Genomic DNA, 19998 nt, shown 5'->3' with positions numbered 1-19998 from the left:
TTAGGTCTCCGCAGCAGAAACGCTATTGTTTGATTACCTTTGCAAAAATCTTAAATGCATGGAGCAATACAAAGAAAAAATACTGGAGGTTTGCAACAAGGCCTGCGAAAATACCCTGATGCAAACCCTGGACATAGAGTTCACGGATGTTGGTGAAAATTTCCTTACTGCGCGTATGCCGGTCACTCCTAAAGTACACCAGCCCGATGGCGTGCTCCATGGCGGGGCTACAGTAGCCCTGGCAGAAAGCGTGGCCAGCGCAGCCTCTTATATTTTTCTCGATGGCCAGAAATTCTTTGTACGCGGAATTGAAATAGCTGCTAACCACGTAAAAAGCATTAGTGAAGGATATGTGTTTGCAAAGGCCCTAATCATTCATAAAGGCCGTACTACACAACTCTGGGAAATTCGCGTGACCAATGCAGAGGATCAACTCATTTCACTATGTAAATTAACTACCATTGCCCTTCCCAAAACCTAAAGAATACACCGAGCTGCGAAAATTGGTTGCCGCTCAGTTAAGTGCGGAATTGCCTTTAGTTCTCTATCGGAAACCCGGGGAAAATACAGTCCATGCGCTGATGCAGACCAGCCCGGAATTATTGGGTTTTCCGGAGAACCGCTCGGGAGGATTTGTCTTTGTACCCTTCCCTGTTTCTGACAGCCCGGCCGTGTTTATCCGTGCAGACCGTTATTACGTATCGGATTCCCCTGACAATACCACCTACGATTACTTACCGGATGCAGAACCGCAGAACGGCGGACGGCAAAGGCATGTGGAGATGCTGCAAACAGCTCTGGCCAGCCTTCGCGCCGGGAACCTGGAGAAAGTAGTGCTGGGCAGGATGCTTACGGTTCCCATGGAGGCAGACCTGACAGACAGCTATGAAATGCTGCTGTCAAAATATTCACAGGCTTTTTGTTACCTCTGGTATCACCCCCTGTCAGGCACCTGGATGGGGGCAAGCCCGGAGTTGCTGCTCGGGTATGCAAATGGAGAGATCAAAACCTCTGCTCTTGCAGGCACATACGCTGCTAAAGGTGGTGCTGAGCCGGTTTGGACTGCCAAAGAGAAGCGGGAACAGCAAATTGTGACAGATTACATCGCAAACCGTGTCCGGCAAAGTGGAGGAACCCCCGTTATAGGGAAAACCACTGATTTCCGGGCCGGAAACTTATGGCACCTATATACACCCATTAAGGCAGAATTATCTGAGGCATATGCTTTTGAATTGTTATCTGTCCTTCACCCGACCCCTGCCGTCTGCGGAATCCCAAAAGAGGAGGCCCTTAGATTTATTGAGAAACACGAGGGGTTTGACAGGCAATATTACACCGGGTATTTAGGCGAAATGGGCCTGGAAAAAAGTGAGGCTTTTCAATGTTATGTGAACCTGAGGTGTATGCAGATCCGCGATGGGAAGGCACATATTTATGTGGGGGGCGGAATAACGGAAGAATCCCGTCCTGAAGACGAGTATGAGGAGACCCGGGCAAAGAGCCGGACCATGCTCGCAATACTAAAGAATTCAGGATGAAAATTGGGGTAAGCCACAGCTGCTTTGTACCTTTGCAGCGCTTATGAAATACTCCAGTATACCGCTAGCCCAGACAGTGGTTTTGATGTGCAAATCCGCCGGGATAAACAAAATTATAATCTCGCCCGGTTCACGCAATGCCCCGCTTATAAAGGGTTTTACTGCTGATCCGTTTTTTGAATGCCTGAGCATTGTAGACGAACGAAGTGCGGCTTTCTTCGCGCTGGGAATGAGCCAGCAGTCTGGCGTTCCGGCTGCGCTGGTTTGTACCTCAGGCAGTGCACTGCTCAATTATTACCCCGCCATTGCCGAGGCGTATTACAGCAGGATTCCATTGGTGGTCCTATCCGCAGACCGGCCTCTCTATAAAATTGACATAGGTGACGGGCAAACCATTCGGCAGGCCGGCGTTTTTGCGAACCATATAGGCTTTCAGGAAAGTTTGCTTCAGGACCTCACTCATGCCACAGCCAAAATACAATGGGAAAACAGCAGCCCTCCTTCAAACCCGGCCGAGCTGGAAAAACAACAGCAACAGCTACAAAGGAACAATGAAAAAAGCATTCAAAAGGCATTGCATACCGCATTTGCAGAACGCCTGCCGGTACATTTAAATCTGCCCTTTGAAGAACCGCTGTACGATAGTACCGCTAAACCATCAGTAAGCCCGGAATATCAGCCCGTTCGAAAAGAAGCTTCTCAAATTCAGCAGCTGGAGGAGCTGGCCCGGGCCTGGAATAAGGCATCCAGGAAAATGATTCTGATAGGGGAGAGCAGGCCGGGCTTGCTTTCGGGATCGCAATTGCAGGCTCTTGCAGCAGACCCCTCTGTCCTGGTTTTTACCGAAACCACCTCCAATCTGCAACATCCGGATTTCTTTCCAAGTATCGACAGTATTATGGGCCCTTTGGAACTTCGCCACGATAAGGAGGAGCAATTCAAAAAACTGCAACCTGAGCTATTGCTGACCATGGGGGGGATGATCGTCTCAAAGAAAATCAAGCAGTTCCTGCGCCAGTACGCCCCCTCTGAGCACTGGCATTTGAGCCCGCTTGGTGCCCCGGATACTTTTTACTGCCTCAAAAAGAAACTGGCATACAGCCCAACCCGTTTTATGGAGGCTTTCCTGCCCGAAACAAAAGCGGTGGCCAGCGATTACCAATCTTATTGGGAAGGGTTTCGTTCCGATTACAGGGAAAAACGCAAGCAGTACCTCGGCAAAATCCCATTTACGGATATGAAAGCCTTTGAACTCATCAGCCGGGGGATACCTGCAAACTGGCAGATACAGCTGGCGAATAGTTCTACCGTACGCTATGCCCAGCTGTTTGACTCCGACCCCTCAAATCCGGTATATTGTAATCGCGGTACCAGTGGGATTGAGGGCAGCACTTCCACAGCGGTGGGTGCAGCCCTGAAGAACGAATTCCCCACCGTATTGATCAGTGGCGATCTCAGTTTCCGGTATGACGTCAATGGATTATGGAACCAGTATCTCAGGGATGACTTCAGAATCCTGGTTTTGAACAATGAAGGGGGCGGGATCTTTCGGATCCTGCCTGGGAAAGAAGATTCTGAGGAATTTGAAACTTTTTTTGAAACGGTACAGCACAGCCCGCTGCAACCCCTTTGCGAAATGTATGGTTTGCACTATGAAATGGCAGATTCTACCGAGAGCCTCGAAAAAGCCCTGAAATCATTCTTTAAACCGAAAGGCAGGCCTGCCTTACTCGAAATCAGGACCCCCCGCAAGCTCAATGATAAAGTATTGCTCGGCTACTTTGATTACTTGTCTTAACTTTGGGGAGCTATCTACAAAAAGCCGAAATGAACAAGCGAGAACTACTGATTGAACAATACGCCGAGCATATTCGCTCCAAATTCGGACAGGAGCCGGACCTGGCGTTTCTGAAAAAAGTCACCATTGGTCTGGGACCATCAATATACAAGAATGACGCATCCAAAGTTTCTGGTTCTGATCAAACGGAGCTGGAACGGGTTAAGCACAATTTTCTGATTGCAAAACTCGGTTTGGAAGACAGCCCGGAATTGATGCAGGCCATAAATGAAGTAATGGAGCAGTACGGGGCATCGGTACGGAATAAGCACAGGGCAGTGATTTATTACATGCTGGCCCGCAGATTTAATAAAGAAGCAGTATATCAATAAAAACCGGGAATTATCCCGGTAGCCTGAAGCTAGATACTTTCTGAGATATGATTGAACTTGGGAACTACAATACCCTGACCATTTTAAGAAGCACCCGTGTGGGCTTATTCCTGGGGGATGAAGAGGTAGATGACCTTTTGCTGCCAAACAAGTACATTCCCGAAACTTTCAATATAGGCGACAGCATAGAGGTATTTTGCTACCTGGACCACGAGGAGCGACCTGTGGCCACAACCCTGAAGCCCTATATTACCCGGAATACTGCTGCTTTCCTGGAAGTAGTGGATTTAAACGAATTCGGGGCCTTTCTGGACTGGGGCCTGGAAAAGCACCTTTTTGTTCCCTTTCGCGAACAGCTGGAACCCATGGTGAAGGGAAAACGCTATGTGGTGTATTGTTACCTGGACCCTAAATCTTTTCGGCTAACCGCCTCTTCCCGCCTGGATCGCTTTCTCAAGGCTTCGGGGGAAGGATTGGAAATGGGGGAGGAAGTCGCCTTGCTGGTATATCGGGAAACGGAACTGGGTTTTGAGGTAGTCATCAATAACACACAATTGGGGCTGGTATTCAAGAACCAGGTTTTCCAAGCCCTGAAGGTGGGGGACAGCCTTCCAGGGTATATAAAACATATCCGTGCGGATGGAAAAATTGATGTGGTATTGCGGCCGCAGGGATACAGAAGCCTGGAACCGGCAGCCAATACGATTTACGAAGCCCTGCAGGCGGCAGGAGGGACACTCCCTCTGCATGACAAGGCCAGCCCTGAGGCAATAAAGTCACAACTGGGCATGAGTAAGAAGATGTTTAAAAAAGGGGTGGGAGCACTGTACAGGGAGCGCAAGATTGAATTGGGAGACAATTTTATAAAACTGCTCTAATTACTTAAGGAGGGCTTTTTAGACTTCGCCTGTGATCCTTTAAATAGGTGCTGTATACTGACAGAATTAGTTTGTTGGATATGAGCAATTTAATTACATTTACTCCATCTGGAACTAAAATAAGCTGCACATGCCTTTTATAGAAGAAAGCGATTTACTGGAACTGCATAAGGATATCGACAAGGCTCAGATCATTAATGAGCGCTTGTTGGATCAGATCAAATTCAAGAACAAGGAACTGCGCAGATCCAAGATCCAGCGGAATATTTTTGCAGGAGTAACCGTATTGTTTCTGATTGGCACCCTGGCAATTACCTCATTCTCAGCAGGCCTTGCCTCCAGTAAACAGAAAAATGAGGATATGGCACTGGTTTCCATTGACAGCCTGGATGCCTTCAGGGATCGCCTGCGCAATCTGCAGCAGCAAAACCAGGAACTCAGCCTGGTAAAGGAATTCTACCTGGCTAAAAGCTTTCTTGAAAAAGAAAAAATTTACTCGGTTCAGATCAAGGCATTTGTTGAAAACAATATCAATCTGGCACCGGAAACACTTACCAATACCATGTTTGTAAAGACAAATCCCTTTTACGCCTATTCGCTGGGGAATTTTGAAACTTTGGAAGCGGCCCAGAATTTTCGGAAAGAATTGGTTTCCATGGGCTTTAAAGATGCCTTTGTTGCTTCTTATCAGGATGGTAAAAGAATTCAAATCGAACAACCGCAGTAAGCTTGCAATCACTTAGGACGTGGCTCAGGGCAGCCCGATTAAGGACCTTACCTCTTTCAGTGGCCGGCGTGCTGGCAGGTACCGGAATTGCCAATGGTTATGGGTATGCAGACACCCTATTATTTGTATTAACCCTGCTTACCACTCTTGCCTACCAGATTATTTCAAATTTTGCCAATGACTACGGGGACGGAGTAAAAGGCACCGATAACGATCTTCGGATCGGACCCAAACGCGTTTTGCAAAGCGGCGCACTGAGTCGTTCAAAACTCAAAAGAGGCATTGTGATCATGGCGGGCATAGGCGGCTTGCTAACCCTGCTTACGCTGCTAAGGGCCTTTGAGGGAGAGCTGTTTTCGTATTTCTTGCTTTTTGCCGGCCTGGGCGCTATGGCCATATGGGCTGCCGTAAACTATACTGTTGGTGATAATGCTTATGGATACCGGGGGTTTGGAGATCTTTTTGTTTTCCTCTTTTTTGGATTACTCAGTGTTCTGGGAACCCTTTTTCTATATACAAAAACCATTAACTGGGAAGCTGTTTTACCGGCAATTGCCGTGGGAGCCCTGAGTGTTGCCGTACTCAACCTGAATAATCTGAGGGATATCGAAAATGACCGGAATTCCGGGAAGCGGACACTGGTTGTGCAGTGGGGATTCCAAAAAGGCCTGATTTACCATTTTGCCCTTTGCCTGCTGGCATTCAGTGCAATGCTGATATTTGTTTTCCTGCAGGATCGGCCGCTCACCTATAGTGGATGCCTGCTCCCATTTCTGATCATAGGGAGGCACCTGATAAAGATATACAGCGTACAAAATCCGAATAAACTTGACCCGGAATTAAAAAAAGTTGCGCTGAGCACCTTTGTGATGGCCTTAATCATATATCTTGTGAATAATTATTTTTTGTAAATTTGATCAGGAATAACCTTAACTAAACCCTATTTACTTTGGAACGACCGATAAAGATTCTCATTGTTGAAGACAATGTGATTATTGCTGATGACATGCAATCCATGCTGGAGGAGATAGGCTATGAGATTGTAGATAATGTAATCGTCTACGAACAGGCCGAAGAAGTCCTGAAAACCAAAGAGGTGGACCTTGTGCTGATAGATATCATCCTTGCCTCTGATAAAACCGGAATAGACCTTGGGAAACATATCCGCGAAAACTACGATATCCCTTTTATTTTTGTCACCTCCAACTCAGACCGGGCTACCGTTGAAAACGCCAAAACCGTTAAACCTAATGGCTATCTGGTAAAGCCATTTGAACAACAGGACTTATACACCTCCATAGAGATTGCCTTGTCCAATTTTATTTATGGAACAAAAAACCAAAGCAGTTCTGCGGATAATGCGGAAGTAGCAGACGGAATGAGTTCCAACTCTGTTCTTAAGGATTCCATCTTTGTTAAAAAGCAACACCTTTATTACCGGATACAATTTGAAGATATTCAATTCATCAAGGCAGACAACGTGTACCTGGAAGTGAACACGGCAGACAAGAAATTTCTGGTCCGCTCTCCTCTGAAGGACTACCTGGAGAAACTCCCGAGAAACAAATTCTACAGGGCCCATAAATCCTATATCGTAAACGTAGACCATATTGAGGCAATTAATTCTAAAGATATCCTCATTAACAAAAACCTCATCCCGATTTCGAAGGACTTTAAGGAATTCATCATTTCCGCAATGAATTCATAGGGGTTTAATTCCCCCGATTTAGAGGAAAATTTTCCAATCCTTGCATTTCACAACACTATTGGCTGGGTTCACAACAATTAGTTGGTTCCCTGGCTATGGCTGCCATATATTTGAAGTGTTCTTAAAAAATTAATTTTTTCATTTTCATATAGTGTTCTCGTAAAAGAGTCTTATCCTTCAGGGTAGGGCTCTTTTTAATTTTGGGAAATTCAACTGCCCTTTCCAGTCCTTCATTCCGGGTAAGATAACAGAATCAGGGGTGTTCACAACAAGTTAGCCACTCTACACAACAATTTGCATTGCACCTTGAGGTTTAAGGTTATTTTTGGCTCTACTAGAAGTCAGATCCCAAATCTTACTTTTTTGATAGAAAGGCTATGTGGTTTCACATGGCCTTTTTTATTGCTGCCGGTCTTCCAAAAACACCTGCCAAAACGCCACTTGCATGCCTTACAACACTATGGCCCGGATTTACAACAAATAATAGTGAAACGCGTTAGAAATAGGTAAGTTTGAAAATTGAAATAATCGGGCATCAACTACCCGGGAGATTGAAAACAGGGCTACAATCGATGAAAATCAGGATCTTATACTTCTTACTGGCTTTGCTTTGCTGTGGCACCACTATGACCTGGGCACAGGATGACACCTTCCAGGTGGAAGATCCGCTTCGGGCTTTCGAGGAACAACCCTCGGCTTTAGAGAAGTTCAAATTCTTTTTTGAAACCTCAAATCGCTATGAGGAAAATTCGGCTTACGACTGGATGGACCGCGTAAATGCCGATCTGAGTGAGGCTACCCGCAATAAAGACACCGCAGCTGTTAAGGCTTATGAACTGATGCGGGCACAGCTTTACTACGATTTGGGAAGTTTTCAGCAAAGTGTATCCATTGCAAACAAGCTATACACCAAAACAACAGATAACGAACCTGATATGTTGTTGATGCTTCTGGACCTTATGGATCAGAATTACGGACAGCTGCAACTCTACGATAAACAGGTCGAGGTTCGAAAGAAAAAGAAAGAACTCGGGTTAACCGAGCAGGTCTTCTTTTACGATATATATGCCAACCTGGGGCTGTATCGCAAGGCGATGGAAGACTATATCTATGACAAGAAAAAGACCATAGACAACACCAACCTTTACGAGCAGGCTGCCTACCATAATGAAGTCGGAAAATTCCTTCTGATGGATAAATCTGCGGCTTCTGCACTCTCTTATTTTAAGCAGGCACAAGGCTATGTTGTGGTGTACAACAACGATATGACCACGGTTAAGACCGAATCTGAAATCAGCCAGGCCAAACTGTTGAACGGCTTTATAGAAGGGAATATCGGAAAGGCCCATGTATTGCTTACTCAATACGAAGAGGCATTACCCTTCCTGGAAAACGGAATTGGAATATTAAACGAACAGCATAAGGTGATTTATCGGGCCGAGATCTTTGAAAACACCCTTTATCTGGCCCTCGCACATATGGAATTGGGGAATCTCAGAAAAGCCAAGGAATACCTGGACGGTCCCTGGGACATTTCCAAACCCAAGCTGGTTTTGGAGCGCAATGGTTTGCTGGCCGCGTATTACGATGCTATGGGGGATTATCGCAACCAGGCCCTTTACCTGAAACGGAATGTCCGCCTGCAGGATTCAATCAATGACAAGGAGTCTGCAATCCGCAGGCAGCAGATGCTCGCCATCGTAGCCAACGAAGAGCTCGATAATTCCAGGCAGATGATTGATGACCAGCGTAAACAACTGGAGGAACGCAAGGCAGAATTAAAGGCAAAGGACATGCGGACCAACCTGGTTTTCATCTCCCTGGTATTTACGCTGCTCGGATTTGCCGGTCTGGTATACGCCTACCTGAAGAGTATCAAAAACCAGCGCCTGATTGCGGAACAAAAGCATATTATTGAAAATTCCCTTACGGAGAAAGATTCGCTGCTGAAAGAGATCCACCACCGGGTGAAAAACAACCTGCAGATGGTATCCAGCCTTCTCAGTCTTCAAACCAAGAATACCCGAAGCAAAGCGGCCATTGAGGCCCTGGAGGAAGGGAAGACCCGGGTTAAGGCGATGGCACTTATACACCAGAAACTCTATCAAAACGATGACCTTTCAGTGATTGAAATGCAGGGGTACATCGAAAGCCTGATCAACAGTGTGCAATCCGTATTTAAAAAAGGCGGGCATAACATCAACATTACTATAGATGCTGAAGGGGTGGAACTGGATATTGACCGGGCCATTCCTTTTGGACTGATCCTCAATGAACTGGTTTCCAACTCCTTTAAATACGCTTTTCCGGAAGACGATGCCGATGGAAAAATCTATATCCATATTCGCAAAAATGGCGATGGTGGGTTCTTTGAATACACTGACAATGGCATTGGGATGCCCGATGACGTCTCCGATCGGGAAAACGAATCTATGGGAATCCGGCTGATGAGGCGCCTTGTAAACCAACTGCAGTCTACCCTGAATATAGACCGGAATGCAGAAGGAGTTCGTTTTTGGTTTAATTTTAAATAACTTTGGGAAAAACACTTCCCATGAAAATCACTTTTCTCGGCCACGCAGCCTTATTAATTGAAACCGGAGAGCACCGTTTGGTGGTAGATCCCTTTATTACGGGTAACGAACTGGCCAAAGGTAAAGTAGACCTGAAATCCTTAAAGCCCGATTTTATTTTAGTCACCCATGCCCATCAGGACCATGTCCTGGACGTACCGGCCCTTGCAGAGGCAAGCGGGGCCACAATTATAAGCAATTACGAAATAGTCAGCTATTACCAGCAAAAAGGCTTTGAAGGCCACCCTATGAACCATGGGGGGAATTGGGATTTTCCTTTTGGCAAGGTTAAATATGTAAATGCGGTTCACACCTCTTCATTTGCAGACGGGACCTATGGGGGGCAACCCGGGGGCTTTTTACTGAGTATTGACGACAAACAGATTTATATTGCCGGAGATACGGCCCTGCATATGGATATGAAGCTCATTCCGGAGTATGGAGATCTAAATCTGGCAATCCTGCCCATTGGTGATAACTTTACCATGGGGGTTTCAGATGCGCTTAGGGCCTCGGAATTTGTGGAGTGCGATACCATACTTGGAGTACATTACGATACCTTCGGCTACATTAAGATAGATAAGGAAAAGTCAAAAGCCACCTTTGAAGCGGCCGGGAAAAAGCTTCACCTGCCTGAGATTGGGGAAAGTATGGAAGTGTAGGGTAAATAAAATTGTTTTGAAATAAAAAAGCTGCAGGTTTCCCTGCAGCTTTTATCATTAAAAGGTATCGCGCTTAATTTCCTTCGCTCATGGAGAAACTACCATCACCTTTAAAATTGGTGACACGGATGGTTACTGTCCAGATTCCTGGGGAGCCGGCAGCCGTAACCCCACTAAAGGAGTCGGGTTCTACGCTTCCGTCCAGTACGCTATCCAGTACAACTACACCTTGTGAATCTTCCACGATCATCTGGAAAGTTCCTTCCGTTGTGGCCGTTATATCTGCATTGTAATCGGCTGTGCTGAGATTGTTGTTCCAGCTGAACATTCTTACGGCAGTTCCGCCATTCCCGGTAAAACTGGCGTCTATATCCCCGTTGAAATCGGAACGGTCACCCACTACAAAATCGGATGGGCTGGTCGTTAACTGTGTCCCGTTTACGGTAACACGTGCAAATGCGTCATCGTCATTGCTACAGGCAATAAACAGTGTTAAGACAGGTAACAATAATAATAGTTTAAAGTTTCGCATGGTTTTAAATTTAGAATTCATAGTAATACTTTTTTTGCGATTCGGTTCTATACAAAACTTTTAACGGCTAATACCCTACCGTATTGCCTTTTTTTTTTTTTGGTAAGATGCCCTTAAATTAAGTACCAGCCATCCCGGTTTGAACAGTGTATTTAAACCACCTGGCTTTTCAGCACCAACTTATGTAGTAATCGCGGAAAAAACCGCTTAAGATATACCCCTGCGGTTTCTTTTCCGCCAATGTATTTTTCCCAGGTCTTTTTTTCAATGGCATCTGCCATTTTCCGGGCAAAGCGTTCCGGGCTCAGGCCGTTGGAAGTGGCTGTATCCTGCTTATTCTGTGGGCTGCCATCAGCTGTAAGGGCATTTTTCGCAATATCAGTCTGTACGAAGCCCGGGCAGATCAAACTCACCGCAATACCGTCTTTTTCGTGTTCCATCCGCAGCACGTCAAAAAAGCCGTGCAGGGCGTGCTTGGCACCGCAGTACCCGGAGCGGAGCGGGGAACCAAACTTACCCATCAGGCTGGTGACCGTTACAAAGTGCCCGCTTTGCTGGTTTATAAAATGGGGCAGCAGTGCCTTGGTGAGGGCAACAGTACCCAGGTAATTGACCCGAATCAATTTTTGATATACCTCCATTTCGGTATCCGCTATTAAAGAACGCTGGCTGATCCCGGCATTATTGACCAGGATATCAATACGATCAAAAAGGTTACAGGCCTGCTGCACTTTTGCGGATAAGGAATCCATATCCGAGAGGTCCAGGGGTAGGATGCGCACCCGATCCGGGAAGGCACAGGAGGCTTTAACCTGTTTCAATTTGTCTGCCGAACGGGCTGAAAGGATTAAGGAACAGCCCTTTGAACTCAGTTCATAGCTCAGCGCTTCCCCAATCCCTGAAGAAGCCCCGGTTATCCAAAATACCTTATCTGAAAATGCCATAGTACGTACTTTTAAAGACCAAAAATATACGTAAATTTGGCCTGCTTCTATGAGGGCTACTTTCACAAAATATATTCTGGAATTCAAGCGACCTGGTGGGACCTCCCGCGGGGTGCTTCGCAGCAAGGAAACCTTTTTTATCTATCTGCAGGAGGGCACCAACTGGGGAGTAGGGGAATGCGGCCTATTCAGGGGGCTGAGTGCAGACGATCTCCCGGATTACGAACAGAAACTGCAATGGGCCTGCGACCAAATAGAACAGGGAGAAAGTGCGCTACGGCAGGCCTTGCAAAAATACCCCAGTATCGTTTTTGGCCTGGAGCAGGCCTTTCGCTCCCTGCAATCCGATAAGCCAATGGAATTGTTTCCTTCGCCTTTTTTAACAGGGCAGCCCATCCCGATCAATGGCCTGATCTGGATGGGGGATATCTCCTTTATGCAGGAGCAGGTAGCGACCAAACTGGCTGATGGATTTCGCTGTCTCAAGTTAAAAATAGGTGCCCTGGATTTCAGTGAAGAGTTCAAACTGCTACAAAGCCTCAGGGAACGCTTTAGCGCAGAGCAGCTTGAAATTCGCGTGGATGCTAACGGCGCCTTCCATCCGGCAAACGCCCTTCACAGACTTACGGAACTGGCCAGCCTGCAGCTGCATTCCATAGAGCAGCCCATCAGGGCAGGACAAATTCCCGAAATGGCAGCTTTGTGCCGGAAAAGCCCGCTGCCGGTGGCCCTGGATGAAGAATTGATCGGGGTATTCGAAAGAAAAGAAAAAAAGGCCTTATTGGAACAGATCCAACCAGCTTATATTATACTAAAACCCAGTCTTACAGGAGGCTTCGAAGCTTCCGGGGAGTGGATCAGTCTGGCCGAAGAACTCCGAATCGGCTGGTGGGTAACCTCTGCCCTTGAAAGCAATATTGGACTCAATGCCATTGCACAGTGGACGGCCACCCTGAACACAAAGTTACCCCAGGGCCTGGGAACCGGAGGCCTCTTCACAAATAATATAGCTGCGCCATTGGAGGTAAAAAATGCTAACTTGTGGTACCGGCCGGAAAAGGGCTGGGATTATTCCCAAATAAATCGAATATGTACATAGAACAAGGTTACCGGGGCGATATTGGCCTCTGGAAATATTTATTTATACCCGGCGGGTTTATAGCCCTGATGGTTTTTAATTACATAGTTACTATCAATTCTGATGTGAGTGTGGATGAATTGATGGCCAATATGATAGCCGAATTGGGATCCAATACGGTTTTGATCCTCTTACTGGCACCCCTTGCTTTCGGATTGGTGGTGGTTTTAGGCTGGACCAAGCTGGTACATCCGCAGTCTATTCGTTCCCTGACTACCTCGCGAACGAAGATTGACTGGAAGCGTGTTCTTTTTGCTTTTGGGGTGTGGACACTTATAACGGTGGGTCTTACCTTGCTTGATGTCTATCTGAGCCCGGATGACTACGTCTTAAATTTCCGCTGGGAAGCCTTCTGGAAACTGGCAGTGATTGCCGTATTACTGATACCGCTGCAGACCAGCTTTGAGGAATATTTGTTCAGGGGGTACATGATGCAGGGCCTGGGAATCCTGGCCAGGAACCGCTGGGTCCCCCTGGTGGTTACCTCGGTTTTGTTCGGCCTGATGCACCTGGGGAACCCGGAAGTTACCAAATTGGGATACGGGGTAATGGTCTATTATATCGGGACGGGGTTTTTCCTGGGAATCATCACCCTTATGGACGAAGGTCTGGAACTGGCCCTGGGCTTTCACGCCGCCAACAACCTGATTACAGCGCTTTTGGTAACTGCAGACTGGACGGCCTTTCAAACGGATTCTCTTTACAAGGACATTTCGGAACCCGGCCTGGGCTGGGATGCTTATATCCCTATTTTTGTGGTGTTTCCTTTGCTTTTATGGTTTTTTGCCCGTAGATACGGATGGACAGACTGGAAGCACAGGCTGAGTGGAAGGGTTTTAGCTAAGGAAGCTGCCCGAGAACGATTTAAAGAAATAAACTGATGAAAGAACATTTTCACCACGAATTTTACCTCAATGGCCGGAACTATGCCTATGAGGACCTTAGTGAAGTGGCCTACAGCCTGGTCAAGGAGGGCGAACCCTATGAAAAGCTTATCGGAGACTTTTTGCTGGACTGGTTATCAGACAGCTCTTTTATAGATCAGAAAACATCCGGTTCCACCGGGGAACCCAAATGGATCCAAATCCCTAAAATAAGCATGGTCAACAGTTCTAAGGCCACCTCCAAGAGGTTTCACCTGGAACCTGGGTCCAGGGTTTTGAACTGTCTGGGGATGGAGACTATTGCGGGTAAAATGATGCTGGTTCGCGCTATGGTTTCTGGCTGGAAAATTGATTGTGTCCAGCCAACTGCAAACCCACTTGAAAATTTCAAGCAACCGCTGGACCTGACGGCCATGGTCCCGCTGCAGCTGCAAAATTCCCTCAAAAAACTCCGGAAAGTATCCAAAATTATTGTCGGGGGCGCGCCCATGCCTTCTGAGCTATTAGCAGCCCTGCCAAAATCAGGCACTGAGATCTACGAATCATACGGGATGACGGAAACCGCCAGCCATGTTGCCCTCAGGAAGTTAAAGTCTGTGCCCGAGGACCAGGATAGAGAAGAGGTACTCGAACCTTTTGAAGCTATTGAAGGGGTACATTTTGAGACGGACGAAAGATCCTGTCTGATTATTCACGCCAGTCATCTCTCGGATAAACCTTTTGTAACCAACGACCTGGTAAAACTGGAAGGGGAAACCCGCTTCCGCTGGCTGGGTCGGTTAGACCATGTGATCAATTCCGGGGGTGTGAAGCTGGTACCCGAAAAGTTGGAAGACCGGATGTCCGGAATGATCAAGGACCGTTTCTTTCTCAGTTCCCTTCCCGACCAGGAGTTGGGGGAAAAAATGGTTCTGATAGTGGAGACGGATAAAGACCCAAACGGGTATCTGCAGGCTTTACGGGATTCCAAACAGTTCAGTAAATACGAAATCCCAAGGGAGGCCTATCAGATTCCCCATTTTGAAGAGACTTCCTTTGGTAAAATTAACCGCAGGGATATTGTAAAAGAAATAATGAAAAACCGCTAGGATGAATCGGATTATACTACTGCTATTGTTTTTTGGCCTTGGTTCACTTTCTGCCCAGAAAATCCTGCCCGAGGTGGAACGGGCGAAGCTTGTGGATGATATTTTGCAGCAGCGAATGGATTCTCTCCTGCCGGGCCTAATGGATCGCGAAGGAATCGATATGTGGATACTGATTTCCAGGGAGTATAACGAGGACCCGGTGCTGAAGACCTTCCTGCCGGCAACCTGGCTGAATGCCAGGAGAAGGACCATTCTGCTCTTCTATCGCGATAAGGCTGCCGACCGCCTCGATAAATTAGCCGTAGCGCGCTATAATATCGGGAAGGATATCATTTCGGCCTGGGATAAGGAAAAGCAACCCGATCAATGGGAGCGGCTTATGGAGCTAATTACCGAACGAAATCCTCAGAGAATTGGACTGAATTTTTCCACGGACCACAACATTGCAGACGGTTTGGACAAAACGGATTACGATTTATTTATGTCCAGATTGCCACAGGAGTATAAAAGCAAGGTAGTCTCGGCTGAAAACCTGGCCCTGGGCTGGATTGAGACCCGAACCGAAAGGGAGATGATCCTGTATTCCCATCTGGTGCGAATCACCCATGAAATTATTGCGGAAGCTTTTTCCGATGCAGTCATCATGCCCGGGTTAACCACAACCACAGAGGTGGAATGGTGGATGCGACAAAAAGTAACAGATATGGGCCTGAACACCTGGTTTCACCCAACCGTAGACATACAGCGCAGCTCCAAACAACTCCAGGGGCATCTGTACGCTTTTTCAGATCGGCCCGAAAACCAGACAATTCTGCCCGGAGACTTGCTGCACTGCGATTTCGGGATCACCTATCTGAGATTAAACACAGATTGCCAGCAGCTGGCCTATGTACTGAAACCCGGGGAAACGGATGCCCCGGATTTTTTAAAACGAGCCCTGAAAGATGGCAACAGGGTACAGGATTATCTTACAGAGAATATGCAGCAGGGCCTGAGCGGGAACGAAATTCTGAAGCGCTCCCTTACTGAGGCCAGGGCGGCAGGCCTGAAACCGGCCATCTACACCCATCCTTTAGGAAGCTATGGCCATTCTGCCGGTACCACTATCGGGATGTGGGATGCCCAGGGGGGTGTAAACACTGCAGACGGGACTGAATACGGCTTGCACAGGCGTACTGTCTATGCCATTGAATTGAATACCACTGTGAATATCCCAGAATGGGGCAGGGATATCCGGGTGATGCTGGAAGAGGCCGGATACTTCGGTCCAGAAGGCTTTCGCTACGTTAACGGGCGCCAAACCAAACTCCGTTTGCTCTCAGGGCAATAACCGATGTGCAAATCGTTAAAATTTCTTAAGAGGGCTTGAATTCCGGGCCTGATATTTTTTTATTCCGTATCTTTAAGTAGCTAAAAATGCAGTTGTTATGAAAAAGATATTGATATTATTATTGTTTGCCGGGCCCCTGCTATGGTCCCAGCAAAACCAGAAAACAATACGCGGGATGGTAACAGACGGCCGGGCCCCCCTGCCCAATGTTTCCATTGAAGTGGAACAGTCTGCTACCCAGACCTATTCTGATGAGGACGGGCGTTATGAAATAAATGCCAATGTCGGGGATATCCTGGTGTACTCTTACCAGGGTATGAAAACCCTGAAAATCCGGGTAGAAGATGTTACCCGCATCCTAAACCCTGAAATGGTCATGGATGTGGCCCAGCTGGATGAGGTAGTTGTGATTGGAAGCAACCGCAAGACCCAGAAAGAGCTGGCGATGGAATATTCCCAAAACGAGCGACTGATCCGGACGGCTTTTGGTATCCTGAATGCAGATACGGCACCTGGGAACATCCGGTTTATGAATGAACGACAGATCAACCCGGTATACCTGTGTATCCTGGATTTATTGCGGAATCAGTTCGCCGGGGTGGAAGTAAGGGGTAGCTGTACAGGCGCAACCGGCCCGGGAGCGATAAACAACCAACTCACCAATATTGCGGGAGTAGCACAACCCGATGCTGATTCCTTCCGTGAATTTGACAATACCACCAGCGGGAAAGTCTTTATTAGAGGCGCCAGCTCGGTTTTTAACCCCCGGTCTGCCATTTTTGATGTGGACGGGCAGTTATTTAACGATCCGCCGCTATGGCTGGATGTCAAGCAGATCAAGAGACTGGCGATTTTGAATAATTTTGCCACTACCACCATCTATGGGAATATAGGAGCCGGTGGCGTCATCGTTATCAATACGCTTACAGGCAGCCCTCGTAATAACGAAATAGTGGATATGGCCCGCCTCCGCAACAACTATGTGAGCGGACCGGTTTTACAGCCAAATGAAGTGGCTGCGAATGAGCCATCATATATGAAAGCCTTAAGGGATAGCAATGCCGGTTCCGTGCAAGCGACTTATGAGGATTACGCAGCTCGCTACGGAGGTTCTCCTTATTTCTTCATGGATGCTTACAGACACTTTTACGAAGAAAGAAAGCAGCCTGAAGCGGCAGATGCCCTCTTGCAGGAGCACTCCTACCTCTTCGATAAAAACCCGGTCTTGCTAAAGGCCTTAGCATACATCTACCAGGCACAGAACCGCCAGGCAAAGGCAAATGAAATATACAAGGAAGTACTGCGGCTACGACCCAATTACGCCCAATCGTATATGGACCTGGCCAACAGTTATCGTGAACTTGGGGATTACGAAAAGGCAGCCGCTATTTATAAGCGCTATGACTATATGGTCGGGGAGGGTATCATGCCCAGGGACAGTGTATCTCTGTTCCCAATCATAAACCGCGACTTTAATAATTTGCTCTCCCTGCATCAGGCAGCACTGGTCAGCAGTGAAAAAAGATCTGACCTCTTCGTAGATGAAGAAGATTTTGAGGGTACCCGGCTGGTCTTTGAATGGAATGACGGGGAGGCTGAGTTTGACCTGCAGTTTGTGAACCCCGGAGGACAATACTTCAAGTGGAGCCACTCATTGGCAAGTGACGCCGAAGGCATCATGCTGGAGAAGGAATTAGGCTTCAGTACAAAGGAATATTTGATTGACGATTCCCTTCCCGGTACCTGGAAAGTAAACATTCATTATTCAGGCAACAAAAGCCTGACGCCCACTTACTTAAAGGTTACCGTTTATAACAATTACGGAAGTCCCGGTCAGACCAAGCAAACCAAGGTCTATAAACTATTCCTTAAAGATGTGAATCAGGAATTGTTCAGACTCACCAAAGGCTCTACGCTGGCATTCAATTAATTGCCGGTTACAATCACGCCCGTCTGAAGTGCCGGGCGCGATTTTTATACAGGGATATTCAGCTTATTATCAATATGGCTTGGTTTTTGTGCTGTAATAGACAATTACCAGGCCATATTCACATACATTTATTTTCTATAATCAAGTTCAAATGAAAACATTCAGAATATTCTTTCTCAGCTTTCTTTTAGCCCTTCCATTAGGCGCACAGACACGGCAAACGCATACCATTCAGGGTACCATCACTGACGGGAAAAACCCAATAGAGAATGTGGCCATTAGTGTGGAAGGCACCGAAAACAGAGTGTTTTCAGATGCAGACGGGAAATATTCGATTCAGGCCAATACGGGAGACCTTCTTATGTATACCCTTATGGGAATGAAAGATTACATCATCCGCGTGGAAGAGAAAACCCGTTTCCTAAACGTAATCATGATCCCCGATGTAACCGAGCTGGATGAGGTAACAGTAACCAATAGCAACCGTAAGTCACAGGCAGAGCTGATGAAGGAATACCCCATCAATAAGCGACTGATTCGCACCGCCTTCGGGATACTCGATGCCGATGCCCTGGCAACAAACGTCCGGTTTTTGGATGAGGATCAAATAAAGCCCATAGGCCTCTGTATCATCGATCTGCTAAGAGCACGGTTCGCCGGGGTACGTGTAACTGGTAACTGTCAGGAAGGTGGCCGGGTTTTCCTGAGAGGTGGAGTGGGCAGCCTCACCCAAAGTACCGGTGTAGTTTATGATGTGGATGGGATGATCCTTTCCCAGGCACCTATCTGGATAGATGTAAATAACATCAAACGTATTGCCATAATTGCCGGCCTGGCCGTTACAATGAAATACGGCACTTTCGGAAGCCAGGGTGTAATTGTAATCAATACCAAAGGCTTTAGCCCGCAGTGGGATCAGAAATACGATTTGGCGAGGTTGAGAAACAATTTTGAAACAGGGCCGGTACTCACCGCTGAGGCCATCAAGGAAAACCAACCGCAATACCTTAGTTTACTGCAGGAGAGTGTTTCTTTTGAAGAGGCTCGGGAAAAATACAATTCCCTGAAAGCCATGTACAGCAGTTCAGGTCATTTCTTTCTGGATGCCTATAAACACTTTAGTGAAGACAGAAGACAGCAGGCCTTCGCAGATGAGATAATAGAGGAGAACCTGGCGGTATTCCGGGAAGATCCTAATTTGATGAAAGCCCTGGCTTTTGTGTATCAGTCTGAACAGCGCTTCGAAAAGGCTCTTGAATTATATAAGGAATTGTTCATCCTTAGGCCGCATTACAGTCAGTCCTATATGGATTTGGCAGCTGCCTACCGGGACGCCGGCGCATTCGATCGGGCAGCGGCCATGTACGCCCGTTACAAATATCTGGTAGATGAGGATTTCCTGCAGGCCTCAGAAGATTTTTCAAAAATCATGCAGCATGACAGTGATAACCTGCTATTTCTCCATGGCGATAATATAGGGGTGGACCTACGGAAAATCCAAAGGGATGCCTATGTTGAGAACACTACCCGGCTTGTCTTTAACTGGACCGATATGGAAGCCGAATTCGAGCTGCAATTTGTAAATCCTGAAGGGCAATACCATACCTGGAAGCATACCTATATCGATAATGAGGATCGCCTTGTAGATGAGAAACGGAAAGGTTATATGGTGGAAGAACAGATTATTGATAGTTCCCTGCCGGGCCTCTGGAAGGTAAATGTTAACTATCAGGGAAACAAAAGCCTGACCCCAACCTATTTAAAAGTAACTGTTTACCAGAACTTTGGAAGCCGGGCCCAGTCCAGGCAAATAAAAGTTTATAAGCTTTTCCTCAAAGATGTAAACCAGGAGCTTTTTAAAATTGCTACCGGAAATAGTATGGTTCTGAACAAATAG

18 protein-coding genes are annotated in these 19998 nt (G+C 47.0%); 16 read left to right on the top strand and 2 right to left on the bottom strand.

Annotated features, from left to right (window positions below; translation table 11 throughout):
• The first annotated feature begins 58 nt into the window (after positions 1-58).
• The 10 genes from ACT6NU_RS14210 to ACT6NU_RS14165 all read left to right on the top strand — a co-directional run bounded on the left by ACT6NU_RS14210 (position 59) and on the right by ACT6NU_RS14165 (position 10255).
• Positions 59-481, top strand: a complete 423-nt coding sequence (locus ACT6NU_RS14210) for a PaaI family thioesterase (RefSeq protein WP_445382338.1) — start codon at positions 59-61, stop codon at positions 479-481.
• Positions 462-1538: a chorismate-binding protein gene (locus tag ACT6NU_RS14205; protein WP_445382337.1), complete on the top strand. Its 1077-nt coding sequence runs from the start codon at positions 462-464 to the stop codon at positions 1536-1538. Before ACT6NU_RS14210 ends, ACT6NU_RS14205 begins: the two co-directional genes overlap by 20 nt.
• Before the next feature lie 43 nt (positions 1539-1581).
• Positions 1582-3336: a 2-succinyl-5-enolpyruvyl-6-hydroxy-3-cyclohexene-1-carboxylic-acid synthase gene (gene menD / locus ACT6NU_RS14200; protein ID WP_445382336.1), complete on the top strand. Its 1755-nt coding sequence runs from the start codon at positions 1582-1584 to the stop codon at positions 3334-3336.
• 29 nt (positions 3337-3365) lie between these two features.
• The gene (locus ACT6NU_RS14195; protein WP_445382335.1) at positions 3366-3707 is read left to right on the top strand and encodes a DUF2853 family protein; all 342 of its coding nucleotides are present in this window, start codon (positions 3366-3368) and stop codon (positions 3705-3707) included.
• A gap of 47 nt (positions 3708-3754) precedes the next feature.
• Positions 3755-4585 carry a CvfB family protein gene (locus tag ACT6NU_RS14190; RefSeq protein ID WP_445382334.1) on the top strand — a complete coding sequence of 277 codons (831 nt, stop codon included), beginning with the start codon at positions 3755-3757 and terminating at the stop codon, positions 4583-4585.
• Positions 4586-4715: 130 nt separating this feature from the next.
• Positions 4716-5312, top strand: a complete 597-nt coding sequence (locus ACT6NU_RS14185; RefSeq protein ID WP_445382333.1) for an SPOR domain-containing protein — start codon at positions 4716-4718, stop codon at positions 5310-5312.
• A 2-nt stretch (positions 5313-5314) separates the two neighbouring features.
• Positions 5315-6223, top strand: a complete 909-nt coding sequence (gene menA / locus ACT6NU_RS14180) for a 1,4-dihydroxy-2-naphthoate octaprenyltransferase (RefSeq protein WP_445382332.1) — start codon at positions 5315-5317, stop codon at positions 6221-6223.
• A gap of 38 nt (positions 6224-6261) precedes the next feature.
• Positions 6262-7020, top strand: coding sequence for a LytR/AlgR family response regulator transcription factor (locus ACT6NU_RS14175; RefSeq protein WP_445382331.1), 759 nt, complete (start codon positions 6262-6264; stop codon positions 7018-7020).
• A 572-nt stretch (positions 7021-7592) separates the two neighbouring features.
• Positions 7593-9554, top strand: coding sequence for a sensor histidine kinase (locus ACT6NU_RS14170; protein WP_445382330.1), 1962 nt, complete (start codon positions 7593-7595; stop codon positions 9552-9554).
• 20 nt (positions 9555-9574) lie between these two features.
• Entirely contained in the window at positions 9575-10255 is a 681-nt protein-coding gene (locus ACT6NU_RS14165; protein ID WP_445382329.1) for a metal-dependent hydrolase, read from the top strand.
• A 73-nt stretch (positions 10256-10328) separates the two neighbouring features.
• On the opposite strand, the gene ACT6NU_RS14160 is transcribed toward ACT6NU_RS14165, so the two are convergent.
• Together ACT6NU_RS14160 and ACT6NU_RS14155 are read right to left on the bottom strand one after the other, a co-directional pair.
• Positions 10329-10808, bottom strand: a complete 480-nt coding sequence (locus ACT6NU_RS14160; protein ID WP_445382328.1) for a hypothetical protein — start codon at positions 10806-10808, stop codon at positions 10329-10331.
• A 131-nt stretch (positions 10809-10939) separates the two neighbouring features.
• Positions 10940-11731, bottom strand: a complete 792-nt coding sequence (locus tag ACT6NU_RS14155; RefSeq protein ID WP_445382327.1) for an SDR family oxidoreductase — start codon at positions 11729-11731, stop codon at positions 10940-10942.
• A 49-nt stretch (positions 11732-11780) separates the two neighbouring features.
• Between ACT6NU_RS14155 and ACT6NU_RS14150 the strand changes: the two genes are divergently transcribed.
• The 6 genes from ACT6NU_RS14150 to ACT6NU_RS14125 all read left to right on the top strand — a co-directional run bounded on the left by ACT6NU_RS14150 (position 11781) and on the right by ACT6NU_RS14125 (position 19998).
• Positions 11781-12830, top strand: coding sequence for an o-succinylbenzoate synthase (locus tag ACT6NU_RS14150; protein WP_445382326.1), 1050 nt, complete (start codon positions 11781-11783; stop codon positions 12828-12830).
• Positions 12821-13750 carry a lysostaphin resistance A-like protein gene (locus ACT6NU_RS14145; protein WP_445382325.1) on the top strand — a complete coding sequence of 310 codons (930 nt, stop codon included), beginning with the start codon at positions 12821-12823 and terminating at the stop codon, positions 13748-13750. Before ACT6NU_RS14150 ends, ACT6NU_RS14145 begins: the two co-directional genes overlap by 10 nt.
• Positions 13750-14841 carry an AMP-binding protein gene (locus ACT6NU_RS14140; RefSeq protein ID WP_445382324.1) on the top strand — a complete coding sequence of 364 codons (1092 nt, stop codon included), beginning with the start codon at positions 13750-13752 and terminating at the stop codon, positions 14839-14841. The genes ACT6NU_RS14145 and ACT6NU_RS14140 overlap by 1 nt, the downstream gene beginning before the upstream one ends.
• A gap of 1 nt (position 14842) precedes the next feature.
• Positions 14843-16171 (top strand): M24 family metallopeptidase, encoded by a 1329-nt coding sequence (locus tag ACT6NU_RS14135; protein ID WP_445382323.1) that lies wholly within the window; start codon positions 14843-14845, stop codon positions 16169-16171.
• Between the two features lie 97 nt (positions 16172-16268).
• Positions 16269-18101: a carboxypeptidase-like regulatory domain-containing protein gene (locus ACT6NU_RS14130; protein ID WP_445382322.1), complete on the top strand. Its 1833-nt coding sequence runs from the start codon at positions 16269-16271 to the stop codon at positions 18099-18101.
• 151 nt (positions 18102-18252) lie between these two features.
• On the top strand, positions 18253-19998 hold the full coding sequence (locus ACT6NU_RS14125) for a carboxypeptidase-like regulatory domain-containing protein (protein WP_445382321.1): 1746 nt from the start codon (positions 18253-18255) through the stop codon (positions 19996-19998).

It is taken from the genome of Robiginitalea rubriflava (assembly GCF_052540725.1).
The sequence above is the reverse complement of the archived record's forward strand: the minus strand, read 5'-3'. Positions and strand labels throughout refer to the sequence as shown.